18 protein-coding genes are annotated in these 20,959 nt (G+C 56.5%); 2 read left to right on the top strand and 16 right to left on the bottom strand.

Annotated elements, in window-relative coordinates:
• Positions 1-125: 125 nt before the first annotated feature.
• On the top strand, positions 126-527 hold the full coding sequence (locus NCCP436_RS06775) for an OsmC family protein (protein WP_220803216.1): 402 nt from the start codon (positions 126-128) through the stop codon (positions 525-527).
• Positions 524-1,384, top strand: coding sequence for a pirin family protein (locus NCCP436_RS06780; RefSeq protein WP_220803217.1), 861 nt, complete (start codon positions 524-526; stop codon positions 1,382-1,384). Before NCCP436_RS06775 ends, NCCP436_RS06780 begins: the two co-directional genes overlap by 4 nt.
• 51 nt (positions 1,385-1,435) lie before the next feature.
• Here NCCP436_RS06780 and NCCP436_RS06785 read toward each other — a convergent pair whose 3' ends face one another.
• From NCCP436_RS06785 to NCCP436_RS06860, 16 genes are all read right to left on the bottom strand, one after another.
• Entirely contained in the window at positions 1,436-3,475 is a 2,040-nt protein-coding gene (locus NCCP436_RS06785; protein WP_375709474.1) for a nucleoside-diphosphate sugar epimerase/dehydratase, read from the bottom strand.
• Between the two features lie 48 nt (positions 3,476-3,523).
• Positions 3,524-4,531, bottom strand: a complete 1,008-nt coding sequence (locus NCCP436_RS06790) for a glycosyltransferase family 4 protein (RefSeq protein WP_220803218.1) — start codon at positions 4,529-4,531, stop codon at positions 3,524-3,526.
• Positions 4,528-5,490 carry an NAD-dependent epimerase/dehydratase family protein gene (locus tag NCCP436_RS06795; protein ID WP_220803219.1) on the bottom strand — a complete coding sequence of 321 codons (963 nt, stop codon included), beginning with the start codon at positions 5,488-5,490 and terminating at the stop codon, positions 4,528-4,530. Before NCCP436_RS06795 ends, NCCP436_RS06790 begins: the two co-directional genes overlap by 4 nt.
• Positions 5,491-5,636: 146 nt before the next feature.
• The gene (locus NCCP436_RS06800; RefSeq protein ID WP_220803220.1) at positions 5,637-6,050 is read right to left on the bottom strand and encodes a hypothetical protein; all 414 of its coding nucleotides are present in this window, start codon (positions 6,048-6,050) and stop codon (positions 5,637-5,639) included.
• Positions 6,051-6,124: 74 nt separating this feature from the next.
• Positions 6,125-7,132: an NAD-dependent epimerase gene (locus NCCP436_RS06805; RefSeq protein WP_220803221.1), complete on the bottom strand. Its 1,008-nt coding sequence runs from the start codon at positions 7,130-7,132 to the stop codon at positions 6,125-6,127.
• Between the two features lie 8 nt (positions 7,133-7,140).
• Entirely contained in the window at positions 7,141-8,484 is a 1,344-nt protein-coding gene (locus NCCP436_RS06810; RefSeq protein WP_220803222.1) for a UDP-glucose/GDP-mannose dehydrogenase family protein, read from the bottom strand.
• Positions 8,485-8,687: 203 nt separating this feature from the next.
• Positions 8,688-9,914: a glycosyltransferase family 4 protein gene (locus tag NCCP436_RS06815; protein ID WP_220803223.1), complete on the bottom strand. Its 1,227-nt coding sequence runs from the start codon at positions 9,912-9,914 to the stop codon at positions 8,688-8,690.
• A gap of 148 nt (positions 9,915-10,062) precedes the next feature.
• Complete coding sequence (locus tag NCCP436_RS06820) at positions 10,063-11,118, bottom strand: hypothetical protein (protein WP_220803224.1); 1,056 nt, start codon at positions 11,116-11,118, stop codon at positions 10,063-10,065.
• 8 nt (positions 11,119-11,126) lie between these two features.
• On the bottom strand, positions 11,127-12,347 hold the full coding sequence (locus tag NCCP436_RS06825) for a hypothetical protein (protein WP_220803225.1): 1,221 nt from the start codon (positions 12,345-12,347) through the stop codon (positions 11,127-11,129).
• Positions 12,348-12,356: 9 nt separating this feature from the next.
• On the bottom strand, positions 12,357-13,802 hold the full coding sequence (locus NCCP436_RS06830) for an MBOAT family protein (RefSeq protein ID WP_220803226.1): 1,446 nt from the start codon (positions 13,800-13,802) through the stop codon (positions 12,357-12,359).
• Positions 13,803-13,913: 111 nt separating this feature from the next.
• The gene (locus NCCP436_RS06835; RefSeq protein WP_220803227.1) at positions 13,914-15,788 is read right to left on the bottom strand and encodes an acyltransferase family protein; all 1,875 of its coding nucleotides are present in this window, start codon (positions 15,786-15,788) and stop codon (positions 13,914-13,916) included.
• A gap of 22 nt (positions 15,789-15,810) precedes the next feature.
• Positions 15,811-16,650, bottom strand: coding sequence for an FkbM family methyltransferase (locus tag NCCP436_RS06840; RefSeq protein ID WP_220803228.1), 840 nt, complete (start codon positions 16,648-16,650; stop codon positions 15,811-15,813).
• Between the two features lie 14 nt (positions 16,651-16,664).
• A complete protein-coding gene (locus tag NCCP436_RS06845) occupies positions 16,665-17,990 on the bottom strand; it encodes a hypothetical protein (protein WP_220803229.1) in 1,326 nt (441 codons plus the stop codon).
• 2 nt (positions 17,991-17,992) lie between these two features.
• Positions 17,993-18,853 (bottom strand): hypothetical protein, encoded by an 861-nt coding sequence (locus tag NCCP436_RS06850; RefSeq protein WP_220803230.1) that lies wholly within the window; start codon positions 18,851-18,853, stop codon positions 17,993-17,995.
• Positions 18,846-20,432, bottom strand: coding sequence for a hypothetical protein (locus tag NCCP436_RS06855; RefSeq protein WP_220803231.1), 1,587 nt, complete (start codon positions 20,430-20,432; stop codon positions 18,846-18,848). The genes NCCP436_RS06850 and NCCP436_RS06855 overlap by 8 nt, the downstream gene beginning before the upstream one ends.
• 32 nt (positions 20,433-20,464) lie before the next feature.
• The gene (locus NCCP436_RS06860; RefSeq protein ID WP_220803232.1) at positions 20,465-20,908 is read right to left on the bottom strand and encodes a hypothetical protein; all 444 of its coding nucleotides are present in this window, start codon (positions 20,906-20,908) and stop codon (positions 20,465-20,467) included.
• Between the last annotated feature and the right edge of the window lie 51 nt (positions 20,909-20,959).

A 20,959-nucleotide genomic window follows, 5' to 3' on the forward strand; every position in this document is an offset into this window, starting at 1 on the left:
TCCCATGCAGAAGCTCCGTCCCAAGGCAAACGGCACTCACCTCCTGCCAACCACTTTGCTGCTGGTATCCCCAGATACGCTGAGCTAGGCTGGCGGCATTGTCATTACATATCAGGGAAGACGCCATGATCCGTATCCACACTCGCCAGGGGCTGCAACACCAGATCGAAATCGGCCCGCACCACCTGCTTGGCGACGTATCCCCGGAACTCGGTGGCGACGGAAGCGGCCCTGATCCACATGACCTGTTCGACGCCGCACTAGGCACCTGCAAGGCCATGACCCTGCTGCTCTACGCCCGCCAGCGCAAGATTCCGCTGGAAGGCGTCGAGGTTCACGTCGAGCGTGATGACAGCGCAGAACGTACCGGCCATTACCACCTGCTGGTGGAACTCACTCTCAACGGAGCCCTGGATGAAGCCCAGAGCCAACAACTGCTGCGCATTGCCGACCGCTGTCCTATACACAAGCTGATGACCAGCAGCGAAATCCAGGTAGATACCCGCCTGAATGGAGCTACCCCATGAGCAAAACGCTACTGATTCGCCCCCGTATGGAAACCCTCAGCGGCCAGCCAATCCTGCGTCCGCTTCCCTCCGCAGGCGCACGCAGCATAGGCCCTTTCGTTTTCTTCGATCACATGCTGGAACGGGAGTATTGCTCCGGCAGCGGCATGAACATCGCGCAGCATCCGCACATCGGCCTTTCTACTCTTACCTACCTGTTCGAAGGGCAACTGCAGCACAAGGACAGCCTCGGCTCGGATCAACTTGTCGCCGCTGGTGACGTCAGCTGGATGACAGCAGGACGCGGCGTGGCCCACGTTGAACGCACGCCTGCTGAACAGTTGCAGCAGGACAAGCGCCTACACGGCCTGCAGGTATGGCTGGCGTTGCCACAAGCGCAGGAAGAATGCGAACCGGCCTACAGCTTTCATCCAGCCGATAGTCTGCCTCGGTATGACAGCCTGGGAGTGCAGATCATCCTGATCGCCGGCAGCGGCTTCTGCCTCGAATCACCGGTGCCAGTGCATTCACCGACCCTTTATGCCCTGCTGCAACTGTCGGCCGGGGCCAGCCTGACAATCCCCGACGAATACACTGAGCGTGCGCTCTATCTGATCGACGGCGAGGCAGAGCTGGACGGTGAGTCGCTGCCGCCCAACCATCTGGCGATCATTCCGGCAAACACTACTCCCCTGTTGACGGCTTGCACGAAATGCCACCTGGCACTGATCGGTGGAGAAGCTCTCGGCCCACGGAGGATGAACTGGAACTTCGTGGCCAGTAATGAGCAATTGATCGAACAGGCCAGACAACGCTGGGCCGCCGGAGAATGGCCTGTAGTGCCGGGCGAAACCACACGTATCGAACTGCCGCGCTGAACACCCGTTCGCCCCAGGGTGCGGTTTCTCACGAAGCAAGCAGCAGCGCTGTCAGACATCGAAGCGCTGGCGCTGGTACATACAGTCGACAATCTCTCCCTCCGGCCGATAGCCATTGACAGTCTGTCGCAACAGTTGGCGAACTCGGCCGTAGTCATCCTCCTTCAGGGCATCCAGCAGCGCCTGAAGTACCTGCTTGAACTCCTCCCAGGAAAGCATCTCCTCGTTGGCGCGCATGATCATCGGGTGATCGGTTTTGCTCACGTTATCGCCGATCAGCAGCTCTTCATAGAGTTTCTCACCCGGCCTCAAACCGCTGAACTCGATGGCGATATCGCCCTGCGGGTTGCGCTCGGAACGAATGCTCAGACCGCTCAGGTGAATCATCTTCTCGGCCAGATCGAGAATCTTGACCGGCTGCCCCATGTCCAGCACGAATACCTCACCGCCCTGCCCCATGGCTCCGGCCTGAATCACCAGCTGCGCCGCTTCCGGAATGGTCATGAAGTAACGGGTGATATTAGGATGAGTGACGGTAACCGGACCGCCCATACGTATCTGCTCATGAAATAGCGGGATTACCGAACCGGATGACCCCAGCACATTGCCGAAGCGCACCATATTGAAGCGGGTCTTGTTAACCCGATGCACCCCGCCTTCACCAAAGGCCACTGGTGCCGGCTCACGGCTCAGCGCCTGCAGAATCATCTCTGCCAGCCGCTTGGTGCTACCCATCACATTGGTCGGGCGCACGGCTTTGTCAGTGGAGATCAGCACAAAGTGATCTACCCCGGCCTGAATCGCCGCCTGGGCCGCATACAACGTTCCCATCACGTTGTTCAGCACCCCTTCGGCGATGTTGTACTCCACCATCGGCACATGCTTGTAAGCCGCAGCGTGATAAACAGTATTGACCTGCCAGGCCCGCATCACCTCGAGTAGCCGATCGGCATCGCGCACCGAACCAAGCACCGGCAGCAATTTCACGGACAGATACTCGCGCTGGATCAGCCGCTCCAGTTCGGCATGAATGGTGTAGAGGTTGAATTCGGAATGATCGAACAGCACCAATGAACGGGATCCGCCCATCACAATCTGTCGACACAGCTCGGCACCGATCGACCCACCGGCTCCGGTCACCATCACCACCTGGTCGCGGATACAGCGCTCCAGCAGGCGCTGATCCGGCGGTACCGGATCGCGCCCCAGCAGGTCGGCAATGTCGACCTCCTGCAGGTCGTCTACCTTGACCCGCCCGTTGGCCAGATCCATAAAACCGGGCACCGTGCGCACATGCAGCGGAAACTGCTCAAGATGCTCAAGAATCTCCCGCCGCCTACCCCGGGATAGGGAAGGCACCGCCAGTAGAATCTGCTGAGCACCGGTCTCTTCGATCATCTGCTGGATATGCTTGGGCTTATACACCTGCAAGCCGGCAATGATTCGCGTGGCAATGTTGTCATCGTCATCGACAAAGGCCACCGGCTGGATCGAGCGGCCCATACGCAGGGCTGCCACCAGCTGGTTGCCGGCAGCACCTGCACCGTATATGGCCACTCGCGGCAACGTTCCGGTACGGCTGCCATGGATGAACGGCACCTGGCGCGCCGCCACGTACCAGTCGCCCATGAAAAACTGCCGCATCAGCAGCCGCAGGCCACCGATCAACACCAGGCTCAGCCACCAGTAGTTGACCACCAGAGAACGAGGCACCAGCGCCGGTGGCTCGCGGTACCAGTAAACGGCCAGCGCCAGTGTTAGTGACGCCAGAGACACCGCCTTGAAGATGGCAATCAGCGCATCGTTGCCGAAATAGCGCATTACCGCCCGGTACATGCCCAGACGAATAAAGTAGGGAATCGCCAGCACCGGTGCTACAGCGAACAACCAGAGATGGTCGCCCAGTGGATCGATACGCTTGTCAAACCCCAACCGCACCACGAACGCCAGCCATAGAGCCAGCCAGACCAGAACAACATCCACCGCCACCTGCAACAGGCGCTTGTAGCGTCGCGGAAGCCTGATCAGCGCCTTGCGCACCCTTTGCGCCAAACGATCTTCCGGACCTACCGATCGCGAGTTCGCAGTCATATCTCTTCATCCATCCACATCACGCCAGGCACCACAGGGGCATCCGTATCATTCGGCCGCACCAGCTCTGAAGCGCCACGCCAGCCAGCCCAGTGGTACATAGGCCAGCACCAGCCCAGCCAGTCCTGGCACATATCCCAGTGCTACCGCAACAGCCAGGGGCAACAGCCACAACAGGTTGATCACTGCCACAGCGAGCGTTACCGGCAAGTGCCGACGAAAACGACGGGAAGCGAACTGATAGGCATGACTACGATGTGCCTCATAGACCCGCTCCCCTCTTATCAGACGATGCACCACTGTCCAGGTCGCATCCACCACAAACACCCCCAGCAAAATCAGCCAGGCCCAAAGCAGCTCACTGTCCAGCCAGGCAGCCTGCAAGGCCAATGCTCCCAGCATCAGGCCGAGAAAACCGCTGCCCGCGTCCCCCATAAAAATGCGCGCAGGAGGGAAATTCCAGTACAGGAACCCGGCCACTGCAACTCCAAGCGACAAAGGGAGCCACAACAATGCCGATTGGCCGAGCAGCAGATACAGCAGCGCACCACCTGAGCATGCACAAATCGCCTCCACTGCAGCGATGCCATCAATGCCGTCCATGAAGTTGTAGAGGTTGAGCAGCCATACCAGACCGAACAGCGCCAAACCGTGTCCCAACCACCCCAGATCAAGGCTCAACCCAGCCAATGCAAGCGGTGGTAACCCGCCCAACCATACAAGCACCCAGCCTGCCGCAACGAAGTGCCCCAGCAAACGCCAGCGCGCCGCCACATGACCGTGATCATCGAGAAACCCCAGTAAGGCAATCCAGGCCCCTCCGCCGCACAGCGCCCACATCACAGACAAGGGCAAAAACCCCTCCAGCATCAGCACTGGTAGCAGGGCGAGAAATACCAGCACGATCGCCATCCCGCCGCCTCGTGGCGTCGGAACCGCATGGGAGCTGCGCGCATTGGGTACATCCAGCAACTGGCGCTTCAGCGCATAACAGCGCATCCAGGCAGTCAGCCCCCACGAAGCCAACAGAGCGCCGGCCAAGCACAGGCCGATCATCGACCACTCCCCTTTAGAAAATCGCTGACAGTGGCATGCAGGCCCTCATCCACGTCCAGCGGCGCACGCCACCCCAGCAGCACCCGCGCTTTGCGACTGTCCACCAGCAATTCGCCACACAGACGCTGCGCGGCAGCACTCTGCCCGACCAGATACAGACCGGCTGCCAGCCAACTGGCAGGCACTGGCACCAGCCAGGAACGCACGCCCATTGCAGCCGCCAGCTTTTGCACCAACTCGGTCACCGAAAGATCCCTGTCATCGCTGAGCACAAAGCACTGATTGGCTGCCTGAGGATGTTCGACGCAACAGGCAAGAAAATCGGCCAGGTTGTTCAGCGCCACCAGACTGCGCCGATTGGACAAGCCCCCCAAAGGCAAGGGATGCGCACGCTGCAGCAACTGCATCAACCGGCGGAAATTGGCGCGCACGCCCGGCCCGTAAACCAGCGGCGGGCGAACCACTACCCACTCCATGCCTCGGGCCCGGCAGAATGTTTCAACCAACTGCTCCGCAGCCAGCTTCGATCGGCCGTAGGCGTCTACCGGGTTGGGCGCATCCAGTTCGGAAAAGGGCCGCCCGGGCGGACTGACCTCGCCATTGACCTTGATGGAACTGACCAGCACGAAGCGCCGAACACCGGCAACGGCAGCGGCCTCCAGCAGAGCCTGCGTACCTTCGACATTGACGGAAGCAAAGGCTGCATCAGGATCGACAGCCTGCTCATCCATCACATGAACACGAGCCGCCGCATGCACCACCACATCCACATCTTCCAGTACAGATGCATCGACCGAGCCTTCGGCCAGATCCCCAAGCACGCGAGACTCAAAGACCATGGAAGCTGTCGATTCCGGGCTACGAACCCCGGCGATGGGAACCACGGCCGCCCGCTGAGCCAGGCAGCGCAACACTGCCGAGCCCACCAGCCCGTTTCCCCCCGAGACCAACACCCGCATCAGCTCTCCCATGATTCCTTGGCAGATCGAACCCGTCGCCTGAGCTTTCCATTACGCCTAGCCAGTAGGTGCCTGCTCCGAGGCGAACCACTCCAACGTCCTGCGCATATATTCACTACGAGAGCGCAACTTCCACAGAGCAGAAGTCAACCACCGGTACGTACGTTGAAAATTACCCGGGCCAGATCCTTCACATTTTTCTGTGCCCGGTAATCGGCAGTGATCAACGGCAGGCCTTTGCCCCGATAGGTCACCTGGAAACGCTCCGGTGTGTCATTCCGTACTTGGCGCACATAACCGCGTCGCGCCAGATCAGCGAAAGTCAGAGACTCCAGTTCCATCAGACTCTTCGACGACTCCACCACATAGCGATCGGTCACGTCCTTGCCCTTGCGAATCAACTCATAACGCACTATCTGCCCCTCGATAGGCAGCACGTCGCCGTCCTTGAGCACAATCCCGTTACGCTGGAAGGCTTGGGTCACCTGAGTCGAATCTGCCTCCTGCACCGTCGAAGGCGCATTGGCTCCATCACAACCGGCCAGCAATGCAAGCAGCATGCAGGCCCCTATTCCTGAACGATACAAATCCAATCCTCCCCAAAACCTGTCAGGCCAATGCCCATATCCAATCGTCAAACTTCGTAGAAACGCCGATACCAGTGAACCAGTCGCTCCACACCCAATTCAATGGGCGTCGAAGGCGCATAGCCAACAGCCTCCATCAGCGCGCTGACATCGGCATAGGTATGTTCGACATCCCCAGCCTGCATCGGCAGAAATTCCTTGATTGCCGTTTTGCCGAGCGCCTTCTCCAGCAATTCGATATAGCGCAACAACTCCACCGGCTGACCATTGCCGATATTGTAGATACGCCAGGGCGCCCGGCTGCTGCCACAAGTGGGCGTCAGCCCGGACCAGTCAGGATCAGGGCCTGCCGGACGATCCAGACAACGCACCACGCCCTCGACGATATCGTCGATATAAGTGAAATCCCGCCGGTGCCGGCCGTAGTTGAAGATCTTTAGCGGCCGGCCTTCAAGAATCGCGCGGATAAACAGAAAAGGCGACATGTCCGGCCGCCCCCACGGCCCATAGACAGTGAAAAAGCGCAGACCTGTGGCTGGCAGCCCATAGAGATGGCTGTAGGAATGCGCGATCAGTTCGTTAGCCTTCTTGGTCGCGGCATAAAGCGATACAGGGTGATCGACATTGTCGTCTACCCGAAACGGCATGCTTTCGTTAGCCCCGTATACCGAACTGGAAGAAGCGAATACCAGATGCTCCACCGCCCGCCGGCGACAACCCTCGAGCACGTTGACGAAGCCAACCAGATTGCTGTCGACGTAGGCATGCGGGTTCTCCAGGGAATAACGCACCCCCGCCTGCGCAGCCAGGTGCACTACCCGGGTAAAGTCATGCCGCTCAAACAGCGTCGCCATCGCCTCGCGATCGGCGATGTCCAGCTGCACGAAGGTAAAGCCCGGCTCGGTCGTCAACCCGGCCAGACGCGCCTGCTTGAGGCTCACGTCGTAGTAGTCGTTCAGATTGTCGACGCCAAGCACCTCATCGCCCCGCGCCAGCAGGTAGCGACACAGATGGTAGCCGATGAAGCCGGCCGCGCCGGTTACCAGAACCTTCATACGCGCCCTCACGCCGGCAGCCGCAGTGAATCGGCACGACCAATGGCGTAATACATCAGTCCGGCAGCCTTGACTGCCGCCGGCTCGAACAGATTACGCCCGTCGACAACCACCGGACTGCGCAACTGCGTCTTCAGCCATTGAAAATCCACTGCACGGAACTGTTTCCATTCGGTGCAGATCACCAGCGCATCCGCCCCCTGCACTGCGGCTTCGCGGCTGGAGACCAGCTGCAGATCCTCGCGTGCGCCATACAACCGGGCGGCCTCACTGCGTGCTTCAGGGTCGAATGCCTGCACCCGGGCGCCTGCGTCCCACAGGGCCTCCATCAGGCTTCGACTGGGAGCCTCGCGCATATCATCGGTATTGGGCTTGAAGGCCAGCCCCCAGAGCGCAATGGTCTTACCAGCCAGTTGACCGTCGAAGGCAGCCTCCAGCTTGCCGAACAGCACCTGCTTCTGCCGTCGGTTGACTGCCTCAACCGCCTGCAATAACTCGGCCTCGTAACCGACCTGCAATGCCGTACGTGCCAGCGCCTGGACATCCTTCGGAAAACAGGAGCCACCATAGCCACAGCCCGGATAGATGAAGTGAAAGCCGATCCGCGGATCCGAGCCGATGCCCAGCCTCACCTGCTCGATATCCGCGCCAAGACGCTCGGCCAGTTGCGCCAGCTCGTTCATAAAGCTGACCTTGGTGGCAAGCATGGCGTTGGCCGCATACTTGGTAAGCTCGGCAGAACGAACCCCCATGAACATCAGCTTGTCATGGTTGCGGTTGTAGGGCGCGTAGCACTCGCGCATGCGTGCCCGCACCAAATCGCTATCGGTACCGACGATGATGCGTGCCGCCTTGCTGAAATCCTCGATAGCGGCACCTTCCTTAAGAAATTCCGGGTTGGAACACACATCGAACGGCAGCTCCAGGCCGCGCTGCTCAAGAATGCCGGCGATAGTCTGACGAACCCGGTCAGCCGTGCCCACCGGAACGGTGGACTTGTTCACCACGACCTTGTAGCCATCCATATGGCTGGCGATGGTGCTCGCCACCGCCAGCACATGCTGCAAATCGGCGGAACCGTCCTCATCCGGCGGAGTGCCCACCGCAATGAACTGCAGCTCGGCAAAGGCCACGGCCTCGGCGGCATCGGCAGTGAAGGCCAGCCGCCCTTCGGCATGATTGCGCCGGACGATCACATCCAGCCCGGGCTCGAAAAACGGCACAATGCCTTGACGCAGCCTCGCTATGCGCTCCTGATCGATATCGACGCAAAGTACCTGATGACCCACATCAGCCAGGCACGCCCCTGCAACCAGCCCAACGTACCCTGTGCCAAACACCGTGATATTCATCAATCATTCCTTTGAGCCAGGCGTAACGACCAGCCCGTCAAGACAACATCCGCAGCCCAACTCATCCACGATAATCAGCATTGCCTACCCGACACCAGTCCAATCCCGACAAACAGCAGGTAGCAAAAGCCTTACGCCATAGAGCCGCGACCTCGCAGCCAGTTCAGTCAGCACCGAGCAACCCCGGTACAACACAGCTCTACTTAGCCATTCCTGGCAAAACGCTCAGCCACCTGCATATAGGCTTCGATAACCGTCCTCACATCGAAACGCAGCTCGGCAAGTCGACGCGAATGCCGGCCCATATCCTCAACCTGCCGAGCCGGCAATGCCAGAAAACTGCGCATTGCCTCATACAAGGCATCGGCCGAACGCGGCTCGATCCTGTAACCATTGAGCCCAGGCTCGACAACCTCGCGACAGCCAGGCTGCTCGGTGGTGATGACCGGCCTGCCACAGGCGATAGCCTCAATCAGTACCCGGGGCACTCCCTCCGGGTAATAGGAAGGCAACACGACACAATCGACCCGTTTCAGCAACCCCGGCATATCCTCAACCTGCCCCAGGTACTCACAACCTTCACGACTGGCAAAAGCCTCCAGCAACTCAGGCTCTATACAGCGCCCCGAGTCGTCCTGCTCCCCCGCCAGCAGATAACGCGCCCGAAAGCTCTCGCTCTGCTCCTGCTGCAAACGCTCGACCGCCGCCAGGTATTCCCCCACCCCTTTCTGTTTCAAGAGTCGGGCCGCCATCAGAAACACCCGCTCGCCTCGCGGCGTGAGTTCTTGTTGCGGCGGAGTAAATCGCTCCAGCTCTACCCCGGATCCTGGCAATAAAGTGCAACGTCGGGCATCCACCCAGTTACGACCGATCAGAGCGTCCATATTCTCCGGATTCTGAAAGAACACCCAGCGCGCCCGACGCATGAAAATCCCCATCGCCCGGCGATACAGCCGGCCTTTGAGTCCACGCAACTGGTCGGCCATACCCACGCCCGAAACATTAGGCACATAGGCAAGCCCCAGCACGCTGCAGGCGATGGCCGCATACAGATTGGACTTGGGATTGAAACTGAACACCAGTGCCGGACGCAGACGCCTTAGCACTCGCATCAGCGACAGCAGGGAGATGAGTTCGGCACGATAACTGATACTCGATGCCGCAAAGCGGAAACACTCCACCCGCCCACCCAACTGACGTAGTGCCTGAAGCGACTGGGCATCCGAACTCTCGGGAACAATGCAGCACACCGCATAACCGCGTTCACGCAGGGCCACGATGGTCGTGCTACGAAAATTCTTCAAATACCACGCGCTGTTGGCCAGCAACACGACTTCGTTCAAAACATCACCCACATCAACTACTGAAGGCGCCAACCGCCCCCCCCGATCCGGGTAGCGTTCGGCCAAGGCGCCGGAGTGCTGTCTCATCCCTGAAACTCCGTATGAATTCTTGTCGCTTGCCCTGCAGAGTGAAGCAATTATACGTACAAGCCAGAAGAAATTTCCGCCTTTGCTGAAGATTCATCCACTCAGCGCAGCAAACCAGTATCCCAGACATCGGCGGGCGCGCCCGCTCTCAGCGCACCACCTCCACCGGGCTCGACGCCTCACGATGACGGGCATAGAAAGCACTGGCGGAAGCCGCAATATCAGCTTTGAGAAAGCCATCCAGAGGCACCTCCAGAGCCATCAGACGGACATCCTCGTCCGATACCACAGCCAGCACATCCAGCGCACTGCTGAACCAACTTGCCACACAGGCCGGCGCCCGCTCCCCGAGCAGATACTCCAACTCATAGGGCCGCTCGAAACGCTTACAGCGGATCCCCAACTCCGACTCAATCCGCTGCAACTGTGCATCTGACTCAGCCCAGTGCCCGACATAGAGCAACGGCCCCGGCAGCAGACCGACCAGTCGCTGCAGCCAACCCTTATAAACCTCCCAGGACAGCTCGCCGCGATCGACAAACGGCGCACCGAGAAAGTGCGTGCCTTGGCGGGGCCCTTTGCTACGCATACGCCCTTTGAGCCAGGCATAGCTATTGGCTGTAGTAGCAAAGCCAGCCTTTGCGGCTGACTCGACAAAGGCGGTAAACGCCTCGGCACGGCGCAGCGGCGCTCGATAGTCGCCGTAAAAAGAACGGAAACAGCAGTCCTTTAGCAGAGCCAAGGCATTGCCGTGAAGGGAAAAGCCACCTCCATTCTGCCCTCCCCGGGCCGCCACCTGCTCATAGAACGACACAGTTCCTGTGCCGTCATCCAGGCAAGTCAGGCTGGCCTGCGCAAACAGACTGGCCAGATACAGATGCTCAGGCGTACGTGGATTACCGATGAACATATGCCGGCAAGCCGGATACTCCCGAGGCAGGCTCCGCAACCTCAGGCGGTTGCCCAACAACCCACGCAGAACACCCCATACGCCAAGCCGTGCGGAGACACGATTCAGCTCCAGCAGACGAATACGAGAGAAAGTGCTCTGTGCAATCTCCCGGGCACACAACCAGGTAAAACGGTGCCCCGGATGCTTGCAGACCACCCAAAGCTCTGCCTCGACCCCAACTGCCAGCAAAGCATGCCGAGCCTCAATGGCATTGAGCAGTTGCAAAGGCGTGGAAACGACGAAAACGCTCATTCCCTCCTTCATTGCGTTAACGCATCCCCATCGGGACAGTCCTTTTCACAGGCTGGCTCGGCATGCCGCAGCGCCTGCCGCATGCTCTCCTGCAAACCCGGATTACGCTTCAGCCAGGCGGCACGCTGGGTACGCAAGCGCGCCAGATGCAGCTCGATATTCTCTGCGCTCAGGCGCTGTCCGAAAGACCGGTATTTGCTCTCGGCGTCATACACGCGACGAATCAAGATATTCCCCAAACGCTCTTTGAAATGACTGGTATCCCAGTAGCTCTTCATCACCGGCCGACGCTCGTCCGCCGCCGGCAATGCCTCAACATGCAGAGGATGGTAGCCAGTAAAGTCCCACAGCGGAAACGCATCACGTCCGGCCTCGGCCGCCACCTCTTCGTTGATTCGTACCATCTCCCGCTTCCACTGCTCGAAGACATCCCAGCCAACCTGCATGTCCAACACCTCCCACAGACGCGGATGACTGGGAGAAAAGAACAGAATGAACTCATGCCCTTCGCGATGCGCCGTCAATAGCACCTCGCGGAACACTCTTAAGTTCTCGGCTCCCAGCTCGTAAGCGGAGTAAGTGTCATCATGGTATTGCTGCTCGGCACGTAGAAACTGCTGCAGTGGCTGTCGTTTACTAACCTGGTAATAGGCCGGATTGGTCATGCCACGATCCGTAAAGAAATTCGGCCGCTTCGATTGGTAGAGATGCTGCAGGGCAGCCCGAGTGGTGTGCCAGGAAAAGGCAATGCGCAGCTTCTCCCACAGAGGCTGGCCGCGGCATTCGCTGTCACGCAGCAAGCCAGGCCGATAGCTACGATTGAAGGCATCGTGCTTCGCCGCAAACATACCGAAATCAACTCCCCAGAGCACCGCCTTCAGGCGCCCTGCACAACGTGCGTGGTGATAGTAGGCCTGAGCCTCCTGCAACCGCTGAACGGCCTGAGCCGCGTTATAGGGACTGTCATAACGCTTTAGGAATTCCGGGTGCAGCGGATTGATGCCGTCACGGGCACGACTCCAACCCAACACCAAAAAATCCGGGCGAAAGTATTCGATCTGCGCGGCCTTGTGCATGCGCTCGTTACGACCTATGGCATAACGCTGTAATTGTAGGTGCGCTTCATCCTGTCGGGAAAAGACCAAAAAGGGATCGACCAGGAAATTGAAAAGCCCCATCAGCAGCAGCGACCCCACCGCCACCGACAAGGTCAGCATCACCTTACGCATGATCCGCCGTCAGAAGTTGAAGTAGATGAACTCGGAATAGCTGGACAGCTGACTTACCGAAAGCGCCAGCGCCAGTCCGGCCAGCCAGGCATGACGCGTCTGCATGCGCCATCCGTGGAGATAGCAGGTTGAGTTGCGCAGGCACAATACGGCCAGTAGCGCCAGGCCGATCCACAGCCCTGTCTCGAAGTGCACATAGTATCGCGTAAGCCCTACCAGCACCGAGCGCGGCCAAGCCGGAAGCTCTGCCAGTTGCCAGCCACCCAGCCCCAGCATGCCCCGGTAAATATTCCAGGCACTGGTCAGATCCGGCGCGCGGAACAGCACCCAGGTGACGTTTACGAAATTGAATGTCAGCAGCCAGCCCAGCCAGTCGGGCATTACACCACCCAGGCGCTGCCAGATCCGGTGAACCACCAGTGCTGCGCCGTGCAAGCCCCCCCAGAACACGAACATCCAGCTTGCCCCATGCCACAGGCCACCCAGCAGAAAAGTCACGAACAGATTGGCATACATCCGCCCGCGCCCGCGCCGGTTGCCGCCCAACGGGACATAGAGGTAATCGCGCAGAAAGCGACTCAGAGTAATGTGCCAGCGACGCCAGAAGTCCTGAATACTCAGCGCCTTGTATGGCGAATTGAAATTGATGGGCAAGCGGATGTTGAACAACAAAGCAGCGCCGATGGCCATATCGGTGTAGCCGCTGAAATCGAAATACAACTGGAAGGTATAAGACAGGCTGGTCGCCCAGGCCTGCGCGAAACCAAGTGCCTCGCCCTCATCAAAGCCCGGAGTTGCCCATTGGGCAAAGGTGTCGGCTATTACCACCTTTTTGAACAGTCCCATACTGAAAATAAACAGCCCCAGCGCCACATTTCGATAGCGCCGCACGGCATTCCAGCGTGAGGCAAACTGGGGAATCATTTCCCGGTGATGCACGATGGGGCCGGCAATCAGTTGGGGAAAGAAGGTGACGAACAGCGCATAACCGAGAAAGTCCGACTCCTTCGTCTCGCGCCGGTAGCAATCCACCAGATAGGCGATCTGCTGGAAGGTAAAGAAGCTGATCGCCAGTGGCAGCGCAATGCCGGTCAAACCCAACTGCAAATCCAGCAATACATTGAAAGTGCCGAGGAAGAAATCCACGTATTTGAAGTAACCCAGCAAGGCCAGATTGCCCGCCACGCCCAGCGCCAGCAAGGTTTTGCGCCGAATATGCCGTGGCCCGGGCTCGTCGCCCGGTTTCGCCAACTCTGCGCCCAGAGCGAAATTGCACAGCATGGAGCCAAGAATCAGCGGCAAATAGTTGATATTCCACCAGCTGTAGAAGAACAGGCTGGCCAATACCAGCCATACCCGGGCTGCCTGCAACAGACGCCGCCCGGTCAGAAAGAAATAAACCAGGAAGGTGATTGGCAGAAAAGCAAAAATAAACTCGTAGGAGCTAAACAGCATAATCAGCCAGCATTGATACCTCAAAAAAACTCAGGAAGCCAATCCTGAGACCCTCCAATAAAGCAATGAAACCTGTCCAGGCAGATCAAATAAAAACCTGCCAAGCTCAGTCTAAAACTTCAAACCCTGCGACTTCAGGTTAGCAAGAATAAAAGCGGCCCCCTCATAGGTAAGATGACCACGATCATAATGTGTCGGAACGCCATCCAATGTTTTAACCACGCAGGAGCCACTAGAACAAAGAGCCCTAAATACCGAGAAAAATTCAACACCTAATCCCTTTGAAATATTCTCGATAGATTTATCTATAGATTCAACCCGACGATAAATACTTGCCTCCTTCACAAGCCGACCAGAGTCACCTCTCATATATGACTTCGCCAACAGCTCTGGCAACGGCGCCAAATATCTTATTCCAGGCCCAAAAACCAAGACCCGCTTAACTCTCTTAGAAGCCGTCTCTAAAGTTGCCCTCAGCTTTTTCAAGTCCTTACTTGACCAATTCCCTGAAAAAACAACCGCATCAACTTCATTTTTTTTCAAAAAATCATTTACAGCAAAATTAGTGAAATACTGACAATTCGTCCCTTTCTCCCGAGGCAATACGGGCGAGCAGGCTGCTGTAGTAACTTGTAAAAAATTCACATATGGATACGCCTCACGAATAGCTTTTGAGAAATGCATCATATGGCTATCTCCCAAAAGCAAAACATTAGGCTTATCCTTACTTAGAGCAAGACAGTCTTTTTTGGAAAACCGATCCTTTGGAGTTCTCCTTCCATTCCAGCAAGCCTCACCATTCTGTTCGACCAATGTCCGCTGAGCATACGCCTCCAACATCCTCGCCTCTGAAGGCAAACGCTCGGGCAGCCCCTTCAAACCAAGCACCGCAACACCCAGAGCTGCCACACTGCACATTACCGCAGCGCCAACGGATACATTGAAGACCCGTCCTTTTCTCTGCTTGCGGAAGGGCTGCTCAACAAAACGCCAGCACAGATAGGCCAGTACAAAGCACAGCACCACCAGTACCAGAGCCTCGCTCAAGCCGGGCATTCTCCCCGTGCCATAGTGCCGGTAGAGCACCACCAGCGGCCAGTGCACCAGATAAAGTGAGAAGGAAATCTTGCCGATAAACACCATAGGGGCCAGGGAGAGCCCCCGGGCCATCCAGGTATTGTCCGACTTCGGCCACAGCAGCAACGCCGCACCCAGACAGGGATACAGCGCATTCAGCCCAGGGAAGGTCATCTTGGTATTGAGCAGAAACACCGAACCCAACACCAGCGCCATACCCGCCAGCGCCATCAGCTCGGCAACAAGACGCCTGCCGATGACCGGGGCATATACCAGCAGACCACCCAGCGCCAGCTCCCAGGCCCGGGCATGGATCATATAGAAGCCGGTCTTGCTGTCCCGGCTGACCACCCAGACCGCCATGGCAAAGCCCACGACGACCGCCGCCAGCAGAAAGGCCGGCAGCGCCTTGGAAGAACGGCCAAACAGTTTGTGCACCAGCAGAATCAGAATCGGCCAGAACAGGTAGAACTGCTCCTCCACCGCCAGCGACCACATATGCAGTAGCGGCTGCATTTCCGCTGCAGCATCGAAGTAGTCGGTATTCCACAGAAAGTAGAAGTTCGCTACACCCAATGCGGCATAAGCCGAGGTCTCTCCGAGCACAGCAAAGTTGCCGGGCAGCAGAATAAAGTACCCGGCCACCAGCGTCAGAAAAATCGTAGCCAGAGCCGCCGGCAGAATACGCCGCACCCGGCGATCATAGAAATCAAGGAAGGAAAAGCGCCCCTCGGACACCTCCCGGACGATGATGCCGGTAATCAGATAGCCGGAGATAACGAAGAATACGTCAACCCCGACAAACCCCCCGCTCATCAGGGGAAGTAACTGGTAGTGATAGAGAATCACCGCAATAACGGATATCGCACGCAGACCATCAATATCGCTGCGCCACTTCAGAGTTGCCATACTTCCCCTAGCAAGTTAGTGCTTAATAAGAAACTTTTTGCGGATAGCCTTTAATGGCCAGGCAGTCCATATGCCCCTGGACAAAGCCATAGCCATTGGCCGTAGCCCATTTTACCCAGGCCGCCCAGTCATCCCGTGACAGATTGAACGACTCGAAATTGATAATGGTCGGCCGAAAACTCCCCAGCGTTTCCAGCACCTTCCAGTCGTAGCCCTCGCAATCGATCTGTAGCAGATCCACATGACTGTAGCCATGCTCGACCAGCAGACTGTCCAACCGCGAGGCCGGCACTTGCGTTGCCACTACGGCAGTCTCGGCACCGGCCTCATCCAGCGCCAGCCGATCACGTACCTTTTCCAGCACATAGGCCGAGTTGAATGAGGCAATTGCCGACGGATGACGCCCAACCCGCTCGATATACTGCTCGTGCAGATCCTCCCGCAGGGTATGCAGTGTCAACTGATCGCCTTCTGCCGCAACAGCCTGGTTAAGGATACGCAAATCTCCAGTAAACGCCGAGTAGTTGCTGCGCAGCTTGTCCAGCAACATGGCCTGCGGCTCGATCAGCAGAACCCGCTCGGCATAGGCCATGATCAGATGGTGAACCGGATCCCCGGTCACACCATCATTGGCCCCAACCTGAACCACCGACAGACCTCGACCGTTCAGCGCTGCAGCCAGAGTCGCCACTGCCAGATCCAGAGCAGGAGGCTGAAATGCCCGATAGGCCCACTTGCGCAAACGCCCAGCCAGGCGTTCAACTTCCGCTTGGCTAGTCCTATGCTGCTCCAGCTCCTCGGCAGGTATTGCCTGACCTGCCAAAACCTTGAGTGCCAGACGGGCCTTCATTTTTACCTTCATCTCTACCTCCACAATCAATACCTCATCTGTAGCGCAGAGAAACCGGAAAGTAAGCCACCCACCTCATGATGAGCCGACAGCGAAGCCAACACCGACCGCGCCTGCGCACCCAGTATCGGAGTGGCCAACGCGGTAGCGGGTTCCCACCATTCAAAGGATTCATAGCCCCAGCGATTGGCCACCGGCAGCGAATCCGGCAGCTTCAGTTCGTAGGCATAAACCAGTTGCACCGAGGATTTTCCATTGCTGGTAATAACCTCGCGAACGTTATGTCCGACCTGCACACAGCGCCCCACAGGCATTTCATGCCCAAGCAGAGTACTGGCAATACGCCGGGCCGCATCATCCAGGCTCTCGTTCTTCAGCCAGAAATCCATGGGCAATGCCAGCCGGCGCACCTTGTCTTCTTCCAGTGCATGGCCCAGCAGCACCCGGCCGCGGGCAGCGATGCGAAGCTCGACCATAATCACCGGCAGGCTGCGCGCGAACTGCTGCAAAACTTCCGCACGAGGCCTAACAACTTTGGGGCGAGGCTGCGGATACAGCGCATCGGTCGGTGGGAACAGTGCCATATCGGCAACAAACAATGCCGGCTGCTCCGAGGGTAACGCCACCTCGGCTACAACCGGTTTGCCATCAGGAATCTCCCGCACACTGACCTTGTCGCCGCCCTCATGCCGGCGATAGAACAGCTCCGCAGCCTCCAGAATCTTGCCCTGGCGCTGCTTGTCCTCGGCCAGTTTGACCTTGGGCAAACGGTAAGCCACCAGTTCGAGATTGGGGACGCCGCAGTTGCCCAGGTTGTCCAGCGCCGAACAGAACCAACTGGCCACAACCTGCGGACGTTTGCGCATCATGCACAACTCGATTTCATACGGAAGCTGCTGACGAACCACGGGAATATTCAACTGCTGCGCAAGTTTCTTGCCCCAGTCGTTACTCTCACGTGGATGCAAGATATAAACGAAACGTTTCCCGTCGTAATGAGCTATCAGATTCTTCAGCCAACGAATATAGGCTGCTTCCGGTACTCCATCACGCTCCACCAGCGGAGCACCAAGAAAGTGAACAAGGCTTTCGTCTGTTTCGCTATTGCGTAAACGCTCACGAAACCACATCTGTTCATTACGTACCCATCGGGCTGGCGCAAGAGGCCAGATCTCATATACAGAAAAAAACACTTGCTGCCTAGGAACCTGCGGAGAAACTCGTAAGAGTTTGCGTGTAACAAATGCACTGACTCGCGGCCTGACAGTCGTTTGAGAGAATCGCATTAAGCGGCGATAGAGCGGCCTTACTCCAGGCAAGCGCTTAAGCATTTTTTTAACCAGCGACGACATGATTAGCTCGATCCTTTCTTGACTTTATCAAACCGGCCTTTTCTATTATTCGTCCCGGCCCTCTTCGTCACTACCGCTTTACGTTTCAGCTGTGTAGTCTTTCGAGCCATCCCTGGACGCCCTTTAGGTGCAGCCTTAGCCCCCTTACCTGAGCCAGTTCTCTTAACTACTCCTGTTGTCGCATTCTTACCGACAGATTTATTAGAAATCGTTGACCTCTTGGCAACTCCAGACCTACCTGGCGATACTACTTTTTTGGAAACTCCGACTTTCTTAGAAGCCACTGAACCTTTCGCAGAAACCGAATCTTTCTTCTTACCCCCTCTGACAGCCTTAACTTTCCCCGCCACCGATTTGGCACTTTTTCTTTTTGCCCCGACCGCAGAAATAGTTTTAGAAGTCGAGACAGCTTTCTTTTTAGCAGGAGGCAGCACTGAATCCAGTGCAAGAGCGTAAGACAAGGTACCATCGTCCAGCCATACAATCTCGCGCGCACTTAGCCAGTTAGCGATAATACGATTTGCAATCATTCGATTGAAACTTACAAAAACTCGCGACACTCCTTTTGCTTTCGCCAGTTGCTTTTGCCAACCACGATAATACTTGTATATAGCCAGCTGAAACTTAAAAAAAGAAAAAATCCCCCTCCCCTCTACCGGCAAATCCCCTACCCAGATCACACGCCCCCAAGGTGCAAGATCAATAACTGGCTTAATACTGTTAGGCGGTGCCGCCGGAACAGTTTTTACAACTAACCAAGCACTCGCAGGATCGATATTGAAGGCGACACAAGCATCCATCGCATTCATAATATGCAATGACGTATTGCAAATAAAAACCGTCGAAGGTGAAGTGTCATCCATGGACTGACACCTCCTCCTGAAGAGCCTCTACCACAACTTCCTTTAATTGCGCACGATATGCTACCGCAAGGCGCCTGCCAATGTTTCGCTCATTTTGCTCAGGATCAAGCCGATATGACGGAAGGCTCGGATTTATATAAGCATCAAGATGACCAATAAAAGTCATATGCGCAAGACAGCCCAAATAACGGCGAATATCCGCATTGTCATGCACAACGCCAGAAGCAATCTTGCTAAGCGCATCCTTGGCATCCTGTCGCGAACGCACCTTATAAATACCCGGTGCATCCTGATACAGGATATGTCCCAGTACCAGCGCCGGCTTACGCCACAGCCATGCCTCCCAAGCAGCGGCACCAGTCAAGGTAGCAACGGCAAGAGCCCCCTTCTGCAAATCGCTTGAGGAAACACCTTGCTCAACTAGAACTACATTGGAGTTTTTGACCAGCTCGTGATACCAGCCCGCCGGACGAGCCTCCATTTTTTGTAATGGGTGTTCCTTGACAACCAACTTCCAATCAGCCGGAAGAGCTTCCGCCAGCATCCTTACCGCTCTCAGTTGATCAGAAAACAACCCACCTAACGGACATGAACTGGCTTCAGGCTGCATATGCAGCGGAAAATATAGATACTTTCCAGTAGGTACTTTATTGGTAGACAGCTTTTTATAATCTTGGCGATTGTTCTCAGCTCGGCGTCGCCAGGCTTGATGCTGACGGAATACTCCCAAATCACCAGTCAAAAAAGCTTTAGCCCAGGCCCGTAAACCAGTCAACCATTTAGGCTGATGCAAAAATTGCGCAGGAGGGTCCATCATCATAGAAGCCAAGGTTTCCCTTGACAAATCACCCAGGCTTTTGCCTCCCAACACCACTTCGTTATATATCAGCTCCAGATCATCAGGTAACGGCTGATTAATAAGCCCTTCATCGATATCGCCTGCCCGAACAACAGTACCATCTTCGAGATAAACAGCACCATGATCAAATAAATCAACTGGAATATAGAGACGCGCAAATACACCAGGAACTATCGGAAGACGATAGGGAAATACCGTCGGCATTCCATTGCGACGACATATCTCATAGCAGATATAGTCATCCACAAAATGTGGCGCATTTGAGTTGACCCAACCAACCAAATTTCGCCCACGGACAAGATCAGCCCAAAATGCAATCTTGTTACGAATAACTGTACGCCGCAAATCACAGCTTTCGATGCTTCCAGCATCAACCTCCGCTTTTACTTGACCGTTATTACGGCCCAGCATCTCACTTGCCAGAACCTCAACATCGCTGTACTTAACCAATTCGTCCACTCCCAGACTTGCCGCAGAGTGACTACTTCCCTGAAACATCATAACCTGATGAATGGGATAAATTTTATCCACACCAACATAAGAGGAGGCAGAGCGACTAATCAAAAGAATCTCCCGCCCAACCTCATCCAGAAAAGTTTTCAAAACTAGCGGCCCTTCCTTTCCTCCAGTAAACGGCGACAACCGCTTACTGGAGAAGGGAAAGCCAAACACAGCAATACGCGGAGTTTCTTCCTTTGAAACAAAAAGCTCAGATGACATACCTCCCCCCTTAAAAACCGTACAGCTTATTATTAATTAACTTTCCATGTCAGACTCAAGGTAACTTTTGCCTTCTTTTGGCCTTCCTTGAGCACGCGCTTGTAACGGGCAGTAACGGGAGCTACATCTTTTTTTCTATAAAGTACATGCATACTTTCCTGATCTTTGCTGCGTTCCTTGCGCTTGTAGCCGGCCTGCTTGAGGATCGTGGCAACGCTCTTGTCGATTTCAGCCGGTTTGAAATCATTGAATACAATGGAGATACGGCGGTACTTGCCACGCTCGTTGGTCACTTCACGGTCACTGACCTTGCGACCGGCCAGTTCCAGGCCAGTATTGTCCGGCAGATAGATGACATTGGCCTTGGCAGTCGCCTGTGCCTCTTTGGGAGCCTGGGTGGTTTTCGGGGCTTCTGTCGTAGCGTTGTCACAGCCTGCCAGCAGGGCTGCCATCAACATAAGCGGCAAAATTCTCATGAGGTTCTCCTTAAGTTTTCAAGAGTTATTTGTTTTGGTTATTCACACATT

It is taken from the genome of Pseudomonas sp. NCCP-436 (genome assembly GCF_019656335.1).
Lineage (GTDB): Bacteria > Pseudomonadota > Gammaproteobacteria > Pseudomonadales > Pseudomonadaceae > Aquipseudomonas.